Annotated in this window: 14 protein-coding genes and 1 tRNA gene; 4 read left to right on the plus strand and 11 right to left on the minus strand. The window is 53.4% G+C overall.

What is annotated here, in order from left to right:
- Window positions 1-74 precede the first annotated feature (74 nt).
- From ACR0NA_RS13640 to ACR0NA_RS13670, 7 genes are all read right to left on the minus strand, one after another.
- Window positions 75-1,127, minus strand: coding sequence for an ABC transporter ATP-binding protein (locus tag ACR0NA_RS13640; protein ID WP_480729608.1), 1,053 nt, complete (start codon window positions 1,125-1,127; stop codon window positions 75-77).
- A 58-nt stretch (window positions 1,128-1,185) separates the two neighbouring features.
- Complete coding sequence (locus tag ACR0NA_RS13645) at window positions 1,186-1,698, minus strand: cupredoxin domain-containing protein (protein ID WP_480729610.1); 513 nt, start codon at window positions 1,696-1,698, stop codon at window positions 1,186-1,188.
- Between the two features lie 66 nt (window positions 1,699-1,764).
- Window positions 1,765-2,487 (minus strand): copper resistance protein B, encoded by a 723-nt coding sequence (locus ACR0NA_RS13650; RefSeq protein ID WP_480729612.1) that lies wholly within the window; start codon window positions 2,485-2,487, stop codon window positions 1,765-1,767.
- The gene (locus ACR0NA_RS13655) at window positions 2,484-4,319 is read right to left on the minus strand and encodes a copper resistance system multicopper oxidase (protein WP_480729614.1); all 1,836 of its coding nucleotides are present in this window, start codon (window positions 4,317-4,319) and stop codon (window positions 2,484-2,486) included. Before ACR0NA_RS13655 ends, ACR0NA_RS13650 begins: the two co-directional genes overlap by 4 nt.
- An 862-nt stretch (window positions 4,320-5,181) precedes the next feature.
- Window positions 5,182-5,361, minus strand: coding sequence for a c-type cytochrome (locus ACR0NA_RS13660; RefSeq protein WP_480729616.1), 180 nt, complete (start codon window positions 5,359-5,361; stop codon window positions 5,182-5,184).
- A gap of 2 nt (window positions 5,362-5,363) precedes the next feature.
- Complete coding sequence (locus tag ACR0NA_RS13665; protein ID WP_480729619.1) at window positions 5,364-5,798, minus strand: c-type cytochrome; 435 nt, start codon at window positions 5,796-5,798, stop codon at window positions 5,364-5,366.
- Window positions 5,799-6,206: 408 nt separating this feature from the next.
- Window positions 6,207-6,923, minus strand: a complete 717-nt coding sequence (locus tag ACR0NA_RS13670) for a winged helix-turn-helix transcriptional regulator (RefSeq protein WP_480729622.1) — start codon at window positions 6,921-6,923, stop codon at window positions 6,207-6,209.
- 150 nt (window positions 6,924-7,073) lie between these two features.
- Between ACR0NA_RS13670 and ACR0NA_RS13675 the strand changes: the two genes are divergently transcribed.
- Together ACR0NA_RS13675 and ACR0NA_RS13680 are read left to right on the plus strand one after the other, a co-directional pair.
- Window positions 7,074-7,328, plus strand: a complete 255-nt coding sequence (locus ACR0NA_RS13675) for a hypothetical protein (protein WP_480729624.1) — start codon at window positions 7,074-7,076, stop codon at window positions 7,326-7,328.
- 490 nt (window positions 7,329-7,818) lie between these two features.
- Entirely contained in the window at window positions 7,819-11,139 is a 3,321-nt protein-coding gene (locus ACR0NA_RS13680; RefSeq protein ID WP_480729626.1) for an adenylate/guanylate cyclase domain-containing protein, read from the plus strand.
- 437 nt (window positions 11,140-11,576) lie between these two features.
- Here the strand turns inward: ACR0NA_RS13680 and ACR0NA_RS13685 are convergent, their stop codons facing one another.
- Window positions 11,577-12,659, minus strand: coding sequence for an NADH:flavin oxidoreductase/NADH oxidase family protein (locus ACR0NA_RS13685; RefSeq protein WP_480729629.1), 1,083 nt, complete (start codon window positions 12,657-12,659; stop codon window positions 11,577-11,579).
- 77 nt (window positions 12,660-12,736) lie between these two features.
- On the opposite strand from ACR0NA_RS13685, the gene ACR0NA_RS13690 reads away from it, so the two are divergent.
- On the plus strand, window positions 12,737-13,636 hold the full coding sequence (locus ACR0NA_RS13690) for a LysR family transcriptional regulator (protein WP_480730038.1): 900 nt from the start codon (window positions 12,737-12,739) through the stop codon (window positions 13,634-13,636).
- Between the two features lie 272 nt (window positions 13,637-13,908).
- On the opposite strand, the gene ACR0NA_RS13695 is transcribed toward ACR0NA_RS13690, so the two are convergent.
- Entirely contained in the window at window positions 13,909-14,148 is a 240-nt protein-coding gene (locus ACR0NA_RS13695) for a hypothetical protein (RefSeq protein ID WP_480729632.1), read from the minus strand.
- Window positions 14,149-14,205: 57 nt separating this feature from the next.
- Between ACR0NA_RS13695 and ACR0NA_RS13700 the strand changes: the two genes are divergently transcribed.
- Window positions 14,206-14,574: a hypothetical protein gene (locus ACR0NA_RS13700; protein ID WP_480729636.1), complete on the plus strand. Its 369-nt coding sequence runs from the start codon at window positions 14,206-14,208 to the stop codon at window positions 14,572-14,574.
- Window positions 14,575-14,890: 316 nt separating this feature from the next.
- On the opposite strand, the gene ACR0NA_RS13705 is transcribed toward ACR0NA_RS13700, so the two are convergent.
- Window positions 14,891-14,967: transfer RNA gene (locus ACR0NA_RS13705), tRNA-Met, on the minus strand.
- A 102-nt stretch (window positions 14,968-15,069) separates the two neighbouring features.
- Window positions 15,070-16,041: an alpha/beta fold hydrolase gene (locus ACR0NA_RS13710; RefSeq protein ID WP_480729638.1), complete on the minus strand. Its 972-nt coding sequence runs from the start codon at window positions 16,039-16,041 to the stop codon at window positions 15,070-15,072.

Consider the following 16,041-nt stretch of genomic DNA (forward strand, 5'->3'; position numbering starts at 1 on the left):
CTGGAGTTGTTGGTAAAAGCGGAACAGCTCCTTCAGTGGGGCGGAAAAGTCCTTGTGGGCCGCGAGTACAGCAATCAGTGCTCCAAGGGTGATGCGATCTTGCAAAACGAGAAATCCACCCAGAAGGTAAAAAAGAACGGCGTCAGTGAGGTCAGAAAGTTCGTGAGGGCTTTGGCCAGAAATTTTACGCGGTGAATTCGAAGTCGCGTCTCTTCAAGTTTGCGCAGGGTTGCAATAATCTCGGATAGGTCGTCGGGCAAATCCCCCTCTGGTTCCATTTGCGACGTAAGCTTATGGCTCAACCGCCTCATGTGCATTATGCGCAAGCGGCTTAGTCGATTGATCAGTTTTTGAAGCTTGGGAAGGATCGTAAGCTGGACAGGCAAAATAGCGATTGCAGCTGCCCCGAGAATTGGATCTTGGGCAAACATGAATACCAAGATTGTCACGAACGTCCCGCCCTGGGTGATCGGAAGTGTCAAATAGTCTGACGCAAACCCTCCCAAAGGCTCGATCTCGGGGCCCATGACTTGGTGCACTTCCGGCTTTCTCGCTGACGTTTTCCGTAACCGCCATTCACGATAGATACGCAACCGCAGATGGCGCAAAAAACGCTCAGCGACCCGGCCCTTTGCCGTGTTCAGCTGATATTTTATCAAACCATTCAATGATATGGCCGCCAGAAACAAAAGGCTTAGGACGCTCAGAAGCTCCGACTGCGAAAACGACCAATAGAGCCAGCTGACGTCTTGTTGGTGTGACGTGCCAAGTACATTGTTCACAATCTGTTTGGGCAACTCTAATGTCAGGTAGAAAATGGGCATCACTGCAAGGCTCAGAATGACAAGGTAGATTTGCCTTGGTTGGGTCCTAGCAAACACATGCGCGAGCAATGACCTTTCCACGCCTTCAACTTCGATGAATGGCTCTGCTCGCCGGGCGCTGTTCGATCTGAGTTTCTTTGTCAGGCGCGCCAAGTAATACACCGCCAGCGCTGAAAGCAGTGTGGGCCCAACAATTAGGACAATGTGTAACAATGCATGCAGCACTTGGGGGACGTCGTCGTCCAGGGCGATGCCGAAGAACCGCAATACGGCTTCTGCCGTTGCGTGAATCAAAGTTTCCATTTTGGGGAATTCTTTTTCAGTATGGCTGCGCGCCACTACAGCGCGCAGCTCGACTCGATTAGCTGACGCTGGCGGTTCCGAACATGCCGGATTCGTAGTGGCCAAGGATCAGGCAGGCGAACTCGAACTCGCCGGCATTTGTGAACGTCCAGACGATTTCACCTTTCTCACCCGGTTGCAGAGTGATTGCATTGGACATCTGATGGGCGTTTTCATCCTGCCCTTTTGCCATCAGTTCCTTGTGAGTCTGGTTGTTTTCACGGGTATCCAGCACAAACTCGTGCTCAAGCTCGCCGCGGTTCGAGATCTTGATCCGGACGGTTTCCCCTTTCTTCACCGCAAATCTGTTAGGTGTGAAGATCATCTCACCGTCGTCGGTCTCCTTCATGGTGACGCGAACTGCCCGGCGGGCTTCACCTTTGTTTCCGGGCATTCCTGCGATCATCATCGCCGAGTGGTCCATATCATGCCCCGCTCCATGATCCGAACCATGGCCGCCGCCGGATGGCCCTGACATCGCTGGAATTGACATGGCAAAGACCATTGCTGCGCCGACAAATACTGCTCTCATTGAACTATCCTTTCTAAGGTTGGAGAGACTGAAGATGCGCGGCGGTGATCTCGCCGCGCGGAGTTCTCAGAACATCAATCGGACACCGGTCACGATTGAGAATTCGTCATCCTCCTCGCCGGCAGCTCGCATCATGTCGGCAGTGCCACCGAACGATTTTTCATAGTTGATGCCGATGTAAGGAGCGACCGATCGGTCGATGAGGTCGTAGCCAAGGCGCGCGCCGATCTCGACAGTGGCCCCTCCCGCTGCTTGCATGTAAGCCGGATCATCCTGCACAGGCAGAGTGACCTCTAAGGATGGTATCAGGGTCAAGCGGTTGGTCAGCAAAGCCTCATATTCCCCTTCAAACCGAAGGAACGACCGGTCTGACAGGTAGAAATCTGCGTCGATTTCAAACCACTGTGGTGCAAGTCCTTTGACACCAACAACAGCTGCATATCTGTCGGGCAATTGGTCTGGCGTTTGTGCGTACACCCCGACAACCGCATCGAAGAATCTGGATATGGGCATCTGCAATCGCAGCTGGTTTTCCAGACTCTCGATCTCACCAGAGCTTTCTGCGACTTCACCTTTGCTGCGCCACACGAACTTCAATTCGTCGGTGCCCACCAGAGCATCGAAATCCCAGACATATGTCCCGCCGTCATCGGTCGAACGATATTCCAGTTGCTCGACCTGAATGCCGTAAGTGAGAGCTTCTGCGCTTGTGTGCTGCGCGACCCCACCCGCCATGATCGACAGCGCCAAAGCTGTCATCTGTTGGTTGAGTGATCGTTTCAATGTCATGACGGTGTTCCTTTGATAACGACTTTGCGGAACATCCCTGCGTCGGCGTGGTAGGACAGGTGGCAATGAAAGGCCCATTGTCCTGTCACATCGACCTCTGTTTCGGTGTAAACGGTCGTGCCGGGGTTGACGTTAATTGTGTGCTTGATCGGGTCTCTGCGGCCTTTGCCGGTATCGAGGATCGACCACATACCGTGCAGATGCATGGGATGCGCCATCATGGTCTCGTTGACGAATTTGAAGCGCACCCGCTCACCATAATAGAGTACCAACGGCTCGGCCTCAGAGAGCTTCTTGCCGTTGATGGACCAGATGTAGCGCTCCATGTTTCCGGTCAGCCGCAGCTCGATCTCACGCGTCGGTGGACGATCCGGATAAAGCGGCTTTGCAGCCGACAGGTCTTGGTATGAAAGGAACCTTCCGCCGTTCGCCGCCTCGGGGATCAACCCGCTGCCATCGGCATAGAACGGTGCCGAAGCCCCGTTCCCTGCGCCATGGCCCATTTGTGCATGTGACATGGCGCTCATGGATTTGGGAGCCTGACCGTGACCGGAATGTGCAGGCATTGCCGCGGTCTTGGATGGTTCGCCATGACCCATTGCGGCGTGATCAACTTGATCATTGCTCATCTGGCCGTGACCCATGGCCGAATGGTCCATCTGACTATGGTCCATCTCGCCCTGTTTCTTCTTTTCGACTGGGGCGGCTGGCGTCATGTCCATCATGGAATGGTCCGCCTGCATCACATGGTCTTCCATGTTCATGCCGCCCATCATTCCGCTCATGTCGGCCATGGTGAGCAGTGGCGGTGTGCGCAGTTTGTACATCGGGCCCACCATGCCCTTGGCAGGTGCAAGTGTTCCGCGCACCACGCCGGTACGTCCCATGGATTCCGCAAAGATGCTGTAAGCTTGCGCCCTTCGCGGCTGCACAATCACGTCATAGGTCTCGGCCACAGCGATACGAAGCTCGTCAACCACCACTGGTTTCACATCGTTTCCGTCCGCCTGAACGACTGTCATTTTGAGGCCGGGAATGCGCACGTCGAAGTAGGTCATGGCAGAAGAATTGACCAAGCGGAGGCGAACTTTCTCACCAGGCTTGAACAGCCCTGTCCAATTCTGGCTTGTCGTCGCGCCGTTGATCATTGCGGCAAAGCCCTGAACGTCCTCAACATCGGTGCGCATCATTCGCATGCGACCCCACATCTTTCGTTCTTCCATGGCTTGTTTGAACCCATCGGCGCGAGAATCTCGCACAAGATCGGCAACTGTGCGCTGTGTTCTGTTGTAGTAATCCGATGACATTTTCAGGTTGCGCATTATGCGCTTTCCCTGATGCGGATGCGTATCGGTAAGCTGCACTACATAGTCACGATCCGCGCGGATCTTCTCTCCGCCCTTCGGTTCAATCACGATGGCACCGTAGGCTCCGTCCGGTTCCTGAAATCCAGAATGGCTGTGGAACCAATAGGTCCCAGCCTGCTCGATGGGGAATTGATAGGTGAAGGTTTCCCCCGGGTTGATCCCGTCAAAGCTGATCCCTGGAACGCCATCCTGATCATAGGGAAGGATCAGCCCGTGCCAGTGAATCGAGGTCGACTGCCGCAGGTTGTTCCTGACCCGGATAGTGACATCCTCGCCTTCTTTGAAGCGAAGAACAGTAGGCGTTTGGCTGCCATAGTAGCCAATGCCCTTCTTTTTGAATGTGTCCGCATCGATCCGGATGCGGTCCACGGTGATATCGTATACGTCGGCAAGCACACTTGTTGTCCCGGTCATCCCGACGACAAGACAAGTGGCAGCCACACGCATGAATTGCGTTGCTGTCATTGGTTTTCTCAAGTTTGGAGTGACGTCGGCATCGCGATCGGACGCGTTGAATGCCAACGAAATTTGGTGAACGAAAAAGTCAGCCAGGTTCAGTCAAGCGACCGGGCGGCTGACAGGACGTTCTTACGCGCGGGGAGGCGGCGTTTCAGTGAGCGACAAGGCTGACGGTTGTACGAGGTCGTAGAGGGGCTGGGTCATCGTCTTGGACAAGGGCAATGCAATGGCCAAGTTTGTCTGACCCGACATCGCAGCAAGACTGCACGAAACATGAACCAAGCAAGTCTCCGCATGAGTGCTGTTCACCGGATTGGAGTCGTGGTCCATTTGGGCATGTTCAGTGTCTACTGTCGTAGCCTGCGAAACATGCTCATGTGTTGACGAGAATGCGACAAACACCAAAAGCCCGACCGCCATCACGATCTGGAACATCTTAAGGGCTGTGCACTTCACTCTCATGGTCCTGTATTTGATGACTCTTCTGCTCGACTTTCGTAGTAGATAGGGTTTCCAGCAGGTGGAGGGTCAAGCATATTTCTCAGTTTTATCGAGCAACTTTATGGGTAGCCGGTATTGCTACGTATTACTGATGCGGCTGGTTGCGGCTTGCTTGCATATCCTGCGCGCGCTCAGGCCATGTTGATCTGATGTAAGCCAAGATGTGCCAGATCTCATCGTCAGACAGAATGTCGTCGAATGGTGGCATCCCACTGTCAAAATCCTGCAGACCTATTGCCGCAAGCGCGCGCCTCCCACCCAGTTTCGTGTAATCAAAAAGCAGTTGGTTGTCATGGTGCCATGTGTGCCCCGTTTCGTCATGAGGGGGCGCTGGCAATATGCCTTCGCTGTTGGGTGAACGCCAGTTTTACTGACCTTCGAGATTGCTGTCGTGGCAGGAAGCGCATTGCTCTTGGTACAGCGCTTGACCAGCCTTGAGGTCACGTTCAAGAAGCTCATGATCCGCCATTGATGAGGACGCAAACAGCATCGATATGGCGATCCAGGTTGTTGTCACGACAATCCGCTTTCCGGTAAACTCTTGCATGATCAGTTTATGCCGTTGGCGCGCTGCAACTCGCGCACATCTTGTGTGATCAACGCAATATCCGTGCGTGTCAAACTTTCAACAGGAGGCATGCTCCCGAAGGTCCAATGGTGGCTCCTGACACCCTGTGCTACAGCGCGTTGAAAACTCTCATTATCGTGGTGACCCGGCTCGTTGATGACATGGGCTAGCGGCGGCGCGACGCCTTGCTGCCCGACCCCGTTCAATCCATGACAGGCCGCACAATTCGCTTCAAAGCCCCGCTGGCCGATCTGCGGACTCGTGGACAGCGTTTCTGGTAGAACGATGTCAACGAGCGCTGTGCCGTGAGTTGCGGTTTGGCTTGCGGTCGATTGGACGGATTCAACGACAGGCCAGAAAATGTAGCCGGGGATACCTGCGGCTGTGATTGCTGAAATCATAATGGCTTTCTTCATGTTTCCACATGGGTGATGTGTTTCCTTTGGGGCCTACGGCTTCGAGGAAGTGGAAGGTCAAACTGTTTTTGATCACAGCTTCGAAAGCGTCCAGATGGCCATACCGACCATCATCAGGTTCACAGTGAGTGACACAGAACTTCAGCGCCTGCAGGTTTAATCTCGCCAAAAGTGACTGCAATGAAATCGACGAATCACCGAACTTTGCCACGCGATTATCTCGCGGACGCAACAATAGACGGGATTTGTGAAGCTACGCCGCGGCGTGATTTGATGAGGTGAATGTCCGCTTTGGGTCGTCCTGTCCTGCGCCAGGCACGACTGAAGACAAGATGCTGCGCTTGCTCCAACGACAACAGTAAGCCCTTTGGAGACGATCGAAGGCAGGTCAGATACTGATAAAGATCGCTACTCAGCCGCTGCCAACTGCAGGGTGCCTTCGACTGATGCCAGGGCCGCTCGCGGCAGCCATCGATCGATGGTCCGTTCCAATACTTTATCTCCGGAAAAAAACATGCGTCCTTCCGCGACCTCACGGGCAACGCTTGTTCGACCGTAAAAAATAGCTCCAAACGACAACTTGGTCGTTTCGATGTACAAGTCCACGTCAAAGGAAGGCACGTCTACACAGGCCTCAACAATGCCGCTGTGGGGCTCGTAGACCAGCCAGTAGACTGGGAATGGCCCCTCTTCGTCGGCAAAATTCATACGCACTACCACGCGCCGACGAGGAAGTTCGTTAACCACGATCATCTGGCGCAAATACCACATAAGTTGCGACAAATCATAACTGCAAACAGCCAGCTCGGCTTCAATATGTTTCTGGGTCCACTCGGCCAAAGCATCTAATATTGGGACGAGCGCTTTCGCTTTATCCGTAGGCAAGTAGTCTATGGTTCCCTTGGCTTTGTTATCGATCCGTTCGATCAGACCTACTGCTTCCATCTCGGATAGCCGCTTTGACAGAATCGCCGGAGAAATGTTGCCAAGTACCCGCTTAAGGTCACTGAACTTGGTGTAGCCGTTATACCCCATTTCGGTTAAAATCGGGATTGTCCAACGCGGTGTCAAAATTTCGCAGGCTTTTGAGATTGGGCAAATCATTCCATAGGATTTGGCGGGCATCGTAGCGGTCCTCCCTCCTGTTCAGATTATATCTTCAAGAGGATTCCGTTCCAGTTCAGAAACTGTACCGGGGCCTAAAACGCCCTGAACTAGCCTGCGGAAGGCAGGTTACGCCATGCTTTCTCTGTATAACACGGAGGAGGAAGACGAATGACCGACTACCCGACTTCAACCGCACCGACAGATGGTTATCTCATCATCGCTGGTAAACTGTGGCGAACCTTTCAAGCCTATCGCGAGGAACGTGTGGAACGTCAAAAATTAGGCGAAGCGCTGCGTGAATTTAATTCAGCCCACCTGCGCGACATCGGGTACATCAGGGAGGACATTCTGGACGCTGGCAATTCCAAAAGTGCATCAAAACAGCGTGGCAGCCGCATAGAGATTTTGGATATGACCTTTTGATGCGATCCAGCATTCGTTCAATGTCAAGGAACAAACCGCAGTCCGCCGTTCTTTTGTGAACTGCGCTAAAGGTCCGTTCCGTCCCACGATCAGTAAATTCGTTCGTCGACTGATCTCGCTGCCGCATCGAACGTCTGGCTTGAAGGGCTGCACTGCAGCATCTCGAAAGCTGGTCGAACGACCGGAATGCGCCGGATTTGAAGGAAGAAAATTCTGTCCCTTGCGGGATGGCTCAGAGCAGGTCCTCAAACAACTATCGACTTAGGACTACGTGAGGCCACTAGCCCAGGTCCAATGCTGTGTCGCACAGCGTCAATAGAGCCGATGTAGCCCTTGACCTAATATGGTGCGATAGTCTTCATTAGAACAAAACACGATCTCATTGTTCGACAAATAGACCACCGGCTAAATGGCGGACTAAGTTAACGGGGAGATGCTTGCTGGCAAGTGTACGAAGTGGTCCTGTGACAACCGCAAGCAAAACTATTTGATGTCCGATATCGCGACCTGGCTCCAGAAACATGGTTTATCCAAGTATGCTGCTGATTTTGCTGAACACGAAGTCGAATTTGGCGACCTGTCAGAACTAACTGACGAAGACTTGATAACAATTGGGCTTCCCCTCGGACCGAGAAGGCGGTTCCTGAAGGCTGTTCGCGCAAGCACTGAAAAGGCGCTGAAACAGCACATCACTTCCAACGGCCCCGAAATCGTGGCAGAGCGGCGCCAGCTTACGGTCATGTTCATCGATCTGGTCGGATCAACCGAAATTGCGCAACGAGTCGATCCGGAAGATCTGGCTGATGTTCTTCGGCTCTTTAAAGAAACCTGTGCCTCGGCTGTCGCCGCGTTTGATGGCCATATCGCCAGTTACTATGGCGACGGTATCATGGTTTTTTTCGGATTTCCCCACGCCCATGAAGATGACCCCGAGCGTGCCATCCGTGCGGGTCTGCGTATCATCGATGAGATTCCGAAAATTCGCACCCACGCGAAACTCAATGTCCGAATAGGCATTGCAACCGGATTGGTAGTGGTCGGTGATTTGCGAGGCGAGAAAATGTTTGAGGACGGGACGGCGATGGGCGAGACGCCCAACCTGGCTGCGCGTCTTCAGGCAATGGCGGATCCAGGGGCGATAATCATCGCCCCAACCACTCATCAGTTGGCTGGTGATGCATTTGAGTATGTTCTGCGCGGTGCGTTCAATCTCAAGGGTTTTGCTAAGGAAGTCGAAGCTTGGCAAGTGACTAGGGCACGTGAAACGGTCAGCCGTTTCATGGCGATAGATGACGCGTTGCTCAAACCCTTGGTCGGGCGCTCAGTAGAACTTGAGGCGCTGAATGATAAGTGGGAGCTTGCCAGTGGAGGTCTAGGGCAGGTTGTGTTGGTCTCAGGAGAGCCAGGAATTGGAAAGTCGCGATTGGTAGAAGAGTTTCGGCAGAGCATTATCGATTTTCCACACACACAAACACGATATCAATGTTCTCCATATCATTTTGCGACTGCGTTTTATCCGGTAGTTCGCCAACTTGAGAGCGCGGCAAATCTTCATGCAGACGAGCCAAGCTACGTTAAGCTTGAAAAAATCCGCGACGTGTTGGGCGATCAATCCGACGAAGCACTGAAGTTGGCCGCTACACTTCTCTCCATTCCGTTCGAAGATCACTTGGGGCCTTTGGATCTGACGCCGCAGCAGATTATGGATCATTCTCTAGATTTGTTGCTGAACAATCTTTCGTCGGAGGCTGCCGGCGGTCCGGTTCTTTTCCTTTTTGAAGATGCCCATTGGATTGATCCGACAACTAAGTTGCTTCTGGATCGGATCGTCGACCGTATTCGTGATCTTCCAGTGCTTGTTGTTATGACATTCCGACCTGAGTTCGATCCGAGTTGGACATTTCAGTCAAACCTCACAAAAGTCGTCTTGAAGCAATTAGACTTTCAGCATGTCAAAACCATTGTGGACGAAGTCGCCGAAGGCGAGACGATTGCTGATGAGATGTATGACGTGGTCGCGGCAAGATCTAACGGTGTTCCGCTATTTGTGGAGGAGGTGACCAAAGATCTCCTTGAGTCGGGCATCCTGACGAGGGGAAGGGACACCTACTCGATGGGTGGGGTCTCGGCAGCGAACTCTGTGCCCAGTACGTTGCATGATGCGCTGATGGCGCGCCTTGATCGCTTGAGCTCCGCAAAAGAGGTCGCCCAAATAGGAGCTGTCATTGGACCGCAATTCACCTATCCGTTGATCTCGAAAGTGGCCGGCATCGGCGATAAAGCGTTGCGTGCAGGTCTCGAGCTCTTGGTGGAGGCTGGCATAGTTACGGCTTCTCGTGCCGAGGGTTTTGAAACTTTTAGCTACTGCCACGCCCTTATTCGCGACACTGCCTACAATAGTCTTTTGAAGCGAGAACGCCGGGCTCTACACTCTCGCGTTGCGCGGCAATTGGATGACACGTCGGCGCATAAGGGCGATGCCAGCCCGGAAATTCTGGCGCATCATTACACTATGGCCGGCATGAGCAAGGAAGCCGTAGACTATCGGTACCTTGCGGGTCAGCGTGCGGTCCAGCGTTCTGCCAACACCGAGGCTAGCACACAGCTGTCACTGGCGCTTGAGCAACTTGGCGAGTTGGAACAGAGTATTGAGCGGGATCGTAGAGAAATTGAGGTTCTGGTTCTCAAGGCCGGTGTTCTGAGGTCGACCGCAGGGATTGCCGCGGATGAAACCGGTTCAGTTTATGCAAGAATACGAGACTTGTGCGACCGCGTTGAAGAAACGCAGCACCTGTTCCCGGTTCTGAATGGATTGTATTCCTTTCATTTGGTCCGTGCGGAATACGACTTAGCAAGATCTGTCGCAGGGCAATTGCTGGATTTGGCGGCCTCGACCGGTGAGACGCAGCATCAGATGGTGGCACATCGCGCGATGGGAGCGGTATTATTCCATATCGGAGAGCTAAGCCCGGCATATAAGCACTTAAGCAAAGCACTGGACCTCTATAGCCGAGAGCGTGACGGACAGCTGGCTTTTATCTACGGGTCGGACCATGCGGCAATTACCTCATGCTTTCTGAGTTTAGCCGTGTGGATGCGCGGCGACCCCGACGAAGCCCTTAAGATACAAAATCGAGCGGTGGCGGGTGCTAAACAACTAGAGCACGCTCATAGCATTGCTCAGTCACTGACTTATTTGTGCATGCTTCACCTGCTGCGTCGTGAACCCGAGAAAGTCTTGGAGGTGGTTGAGGAGCTTGAGGAGATTTCAGATGGGCATTCATTCACATTCATGTCTTTGACTGCGACCCTCTGGCGAAGCTGGGTGAACGCCTATGTTTCGCCAAAACAAGAAACGATCGATACGTTACACAAAGCGTCGATCGCATGGTGGGAAAGTGGCGCGGGAAACTACAAACCCTTCTTTCTGACCCTAGTTGCGGAGCTCACTTTGAAAATAGGTGACCGGAAAGGGGCCTTGGATATGCTGGCTCAGGCCCATGATCAGCAGCATCGCACAAATGAAGGATGGGCACAGGCTGAGACGGAGCGAGTCTACGCGCTAGCACGTTGCAAGAATGAGTTGGCGGAAAAGGAATTTCTTAAAGCTTTAGACGCAGCGAGAAGCCAGAAGGCAAGGATGTTCGAACTTCGAACCTCTGTAGATTACACAAAGCAAAGCAAACTTTTTGGGCAGGCGCACAGCGCGATCACTGAACTACGTACCGCTTTGGATAGGATAAAAGGAGGTGAGAATACTGCCGATGTGACTGATGCGCTAAAGCTAGTTGATGAATTTTCTGTCATCTGAAACCCTAGTTTTTCCAGAGTTTCACGCGGCTTAATTGATTGCTGAACTTTTGCTTTTGCTAAATCAAATTTGTAGACTGTCGAATTGCAACTATCACAAAATCCGTATTCTTTCCGCCTCATTTGGCGCGCACAGCGACTGTCTGGAATGTATGCTGCAAACACGGCATGACACGATCCCAACGAGTGACCGCGCCGGGCCGTATGATGCATATGAGATCGGGTGGTTTCCTGCCCCTCGCTGCAGATTGGGTCAATGACTGATTTTGGGGAAAGCCACCCTTTCAGGGCTGGAACACCTTACAGAACAGAAAACCTTCTCTTCCACTGAACGACACGCAATTCATCGCGCTTCTCATATTCTGCAATAGCTTCACCGATGTCCCGGTTAACATGATCCTCTCGATCTTCTCCGAGATCGGTCATGCGCATGGTAAACTAAGCAGTCATTCCTCCGGGCGGCAAGGTGGCAAACCTAGGGAAAGAGGGATCACCTTTGCCGGCCCGCCATTTTGCGGGCAGGGAGGGATCAAGGACAATACCCCGTGCCACTCCCACGACATCCACATCCCTTGATCGGACTGCAGCTTCAGCCTCCTCTTTGCGTTTGAAGCCGCCGGTGACCATAAGTGGAACTGATATCAGTCGACGCGCAGCGCGTGCAAATTCGACAAAATATGGACCTTTAGTCGCGCGTTCTGAGCTGGAAGGTGCTCCGGGGAAATAGGTCCCGCCGCTGATATCCAGAAGGTCGACATCCTTGCCTTCAAGTCCGGCAACGACTTCGAGTGCTTCGTCTTCCGTTAGGCCTCCGTCGAGTTGATCGGTTGCATTTAACTTTATTGCTACCACAAAGTCGGATGGGACCGCCGCGCGAACGGCTTCGACCGTTTCAATAAGTAGCCGCATCCGCGCCTGTATCGAACCGCCATAGGCATCGGTTCGGCGATTGAATAGCGGCGACAGAAACTGGCTGAGGAGAAAGCCATGTGCGGCATGGATTTGCACGCCGCCAAATCCCAATTCCGCCGCACGCAGAGCGGTGCGGGCAAAGCTATCTGGAACGGCCCTTATCTCGGCGATTGACATGGCTTCGCTGCGGAAATCAGGAAACTCGATAGCGCTTGGCCCTCTGGATTTGCTGATCGGAGGATGAGCCATTGCCCCGGCATGCCCAAGCTGCAGCCACAATTGGGCTCCGTTAGCCGACCCGCGCCGCGCAAGGTCGCGAAACGCCGTCTCGTCGGCTGCACCATCCAGTACCAGATTGCCCGGTTTCTCGGGATACCGCGGATCACCCTGCACCTCGCCGATGATCGACGCGGCAAGCCCCCCTTTAGCCCAGCGTTCATAAAGCCGCATCTGAGAAGGAGTAGGGTTTCCCTGGCCATCAGCCAACGAATCCGACATCGCTGATTTGATGATCCGATTCTTCAATACACGCCCATTCGGCAAAGTGAGTGGCGAGAAAAGAGATACGTTCGAAGCGGTGTGCAAAGCAGTTTTCCTTGGAGTTTTCATCTCCACCTGAGATACTTTGGATCACATTGCATGATAAGTTGGCTACTTGGATCACCTCTTGATAGATTTTGGAACAGATGACGCAAAAGACAGAAATCGAGATCCTTCTGGCCGTTGTGGATCACGGCAGTTTCTCAGCCGCCGCCAGAGTGTTGGGATACACCCCGTCCGCTGTGGGTAAACGGGTGCATCAGCTGGAACAGCGGTTGAAGGTGCCGCTTTTTGTCCGCTCGACCCGGCGCATGGCCTTGACCGATGCGGGGCAGCGATATGTGGAGGAAGCGCGGGGGCTTCTTGCTCGCCTCACAGCGCTGGAAGAGGATATTGCCGATGATGGCGACAGGCTGCGCGGCACAATCCGCCTGACAAGCGCTGCGGCTCTTGGCCGCCTGTATGTAGTTCATCTGGCGATCGAATTCATGGAGCGGCATCCGGAGGTTGAGATCGAACTGCTGCTGACCGACAAATTGGTCGATTTGGTCGGAGAAGGTTTTGATCTTGCGATCCGCAGTGGTGTCTTAGGCGATTCATCCCTGGTCTCACGAAAACTGATGACCAACAGGCGGGTGCCATGTGCCGCACCTGCGTACCTAGAACAGCATGGCATCCCTCAGCAACCGGAAGAGCTTACCACACACAAATGTCTGCGCCTGGGCCACGAAAGGCACCTTTCGGATTGGGGAATTGCCCAAGCACCACACGGGCATGCACGGCTTGGCCCCGGCTTCATTTGCAACAGCCTGGAAGCTCTCCATGCAGCGTGCCGCGCGGGGCGAGGCATTGCTTGGCTGCCAGAGTTTCTTATCTCCCACGACCTGCTAAATGGCCGCCTGGTGCCGGTGTTAACTGACTACACTGAACAAGACGCCGGCGGCGGGATTTTCATTCTACGCCCGGAGACAACATTCCTGCCGCGACGGGTGCGGGTTCTGATCGATTTCCTGGTGGACCACTTCACTGGTACTCGAGACGATTGAACCGGGGGGATGGGGAAGCAAAGCTCGTTGAAGCGAAGACCCAATTGAGGAGGGCGCAAGAAGAAAGCAATATCACTCAAAGGAACCGAAGGGCGTATCCGAGTAGAAATCACACCAGCAGGAGGTGGCAGAATGACAATGTTTGATTTTGATCATAGCTCGCTCGACTGGGTAACTGCCACTTGAGCGCCTCACAATAAACCGCCACACAAAGGCAATCAGGATCATATATGCTGCGAAAATTACTTGGCTCATCTCTATTCAAGACAGCTTCAATAGAGATGGCAATCGAAGGTCTCGCAAAAGATGATGTTCGAATTGGAACAGCATTCCGTGAAATCTCTCACGCGGATGTCATGCGCTACATTGACAAAAGAAAGTTCCATGTACGAAAGGTAATACCCCGACCGCAGGGTGATTGGGTCGAGTTCTACGCTTTGATAGAAAACAAGATTCACGTCGTCCGGCTCGACGTCGCCAGGGACGGTATAGGATCGATTCTTACGTCTCATTACTTGGACTTATCAAGTGAGCTTCGGAATGTTTTCAGAGATGACTTATCCAAAATAATGTTCGGGTTAAGCCTCCCCTACACAGATGCAAGCTATGAGAAATGGCGGGATTTCGACATCGAGGAACGGTTGGAAGAAGACATGCTTTTGGCAGGTCGTCTGATGCGAAAATTCTTCGAAGTCAACCCTTTGGCATTCTACCCACTGCTCGCAGCCTGTGAGGATTTTCATGCCCCACAAGAGCACCTTGGCCTATTTGACCTGTTGTGTCATGAGGGAATGCCGGACGAAAGAAGAGCGCGCTTGCAATGCTACTTAGCTGTTGAGTCATTGATGACAAACAATCACCTGCCTTGCTTTCGCACAGTAAACCTTAAACGGGTTTCCGAAATGGTCGACGAAATGAGCGCAGAACAAACTGGCTGACATGGCATCCAAGTACTTAACTAACTAACCGTGTCAAAAAACTCGGCTGGGCGGCCCTGCATCGCGTTCACGCTGATCCGCCCATGCGGCCAATGCTTGTCTACACTCCTTTGATTGGCGATTTGAAAGCCTATCAATGACCGCTGATTGTTTTGTATGCGAACCGACCGAGAATTCGACCTTATAGACAGGACAATCGGATAGGAGCGGGTTAGAATCCCTACTGTCGGATTGCAGTCTCACTGCAGTCCCGGCAGGAAACCCGCAGGGAGGAATTTGGATATTGATCGCAATCGCCTGCTTTATAGGGGGATTTTGGTAGCGGAGGAGGGACTTGAACCCCCGACACGCGGATTATGATTCCGCTGCTCTAACCAACTGAGCTACTCCGCCATGAGTGAGAGGCGATTTAAGGGAGGTGTGGGGTAGGGTCAAGAGGGAAAACTGTGGATTTACCGGTTTCTTCCCTCTTTCCATTTTCATCATTTAAACCTGTTATTGCGATCCGGCAGTGTCCTGCGGGATTTGGTGCGCGTTCGCTACATTGCGAATGAATGCGGCGCATTCTGCGGGAGCGGTGATCGGGATCATGTGTCCTCGCTCTTCCAGTTCCTCCACAGCTATACCGAACTGGCGCATCGGCTCGCCATGTTGCCGCGGTGACAGGATTTTATCCTCTGCGCCAAACAGGATGGCCCCGGACACCTTCAGGTCATTGTAGCGATCGGCTTGGTGCTGGATGCTCGAATCCGCACCAACCACGTCCTGAGACGCTGTAATATAGGCAGACGGGCGCAACCCCAGCGCGCCTCCGGCTTTGTAGATGAAGTCGTCAGGGACATTTTCGGGCGCGAACACATCAGCCAGAACCTGTGGGGCAGTTCTTCGCGCCATGGGCACCGCAATGGTGTTGCCAATGAGATTTCGCAGCCATCCGGTGCGTATCTCCAGAGCTTTGAACGCAGCCGGTGTGTCGGGCACTTTGTGGGTGAGCGGGCACAACAGGGCCAGAGCCGAGACGTCGTTGGGATAGTCCAGCGCCATCGCCAGTGAAACCGCCCCACCTAGAGAATGGCCAACCAGAACGGTGTCTGATACGCCCTTGATCTGTAGGAACTGATGAATCATGCGCGCCTGCTCGGGCAATGTGCCAAGCTCGGCACTTTCCCGGGTGGAATATCCGCATCCCGGCCGGTCAACGGCGATAACGTGATATTCCTCTGCAAGCAGGTCCATCAGGGCGTAGGTATAATGCTGTAGCTGGCCGGACAGACCATGAATTAGAACAACGGTCTGGCGGGCAGGGTCCCCCGCTTCAACATAATGAATGCTGCCGCCGTCAACCGGGATGACCTTGCCAAGTTGAGGCACAAGCTCCGATCCCTGCCGGGCCAGCCGCCGGGTCCAGAGATTGAGCCCAAGCAGTAGGCCACCGATGAGTAGGACTAAGATCAAAAGCACATTCAT

The sequence above is a fragment of the Ruegeria sp. C11 genome, from assembly GCF_056537725.1.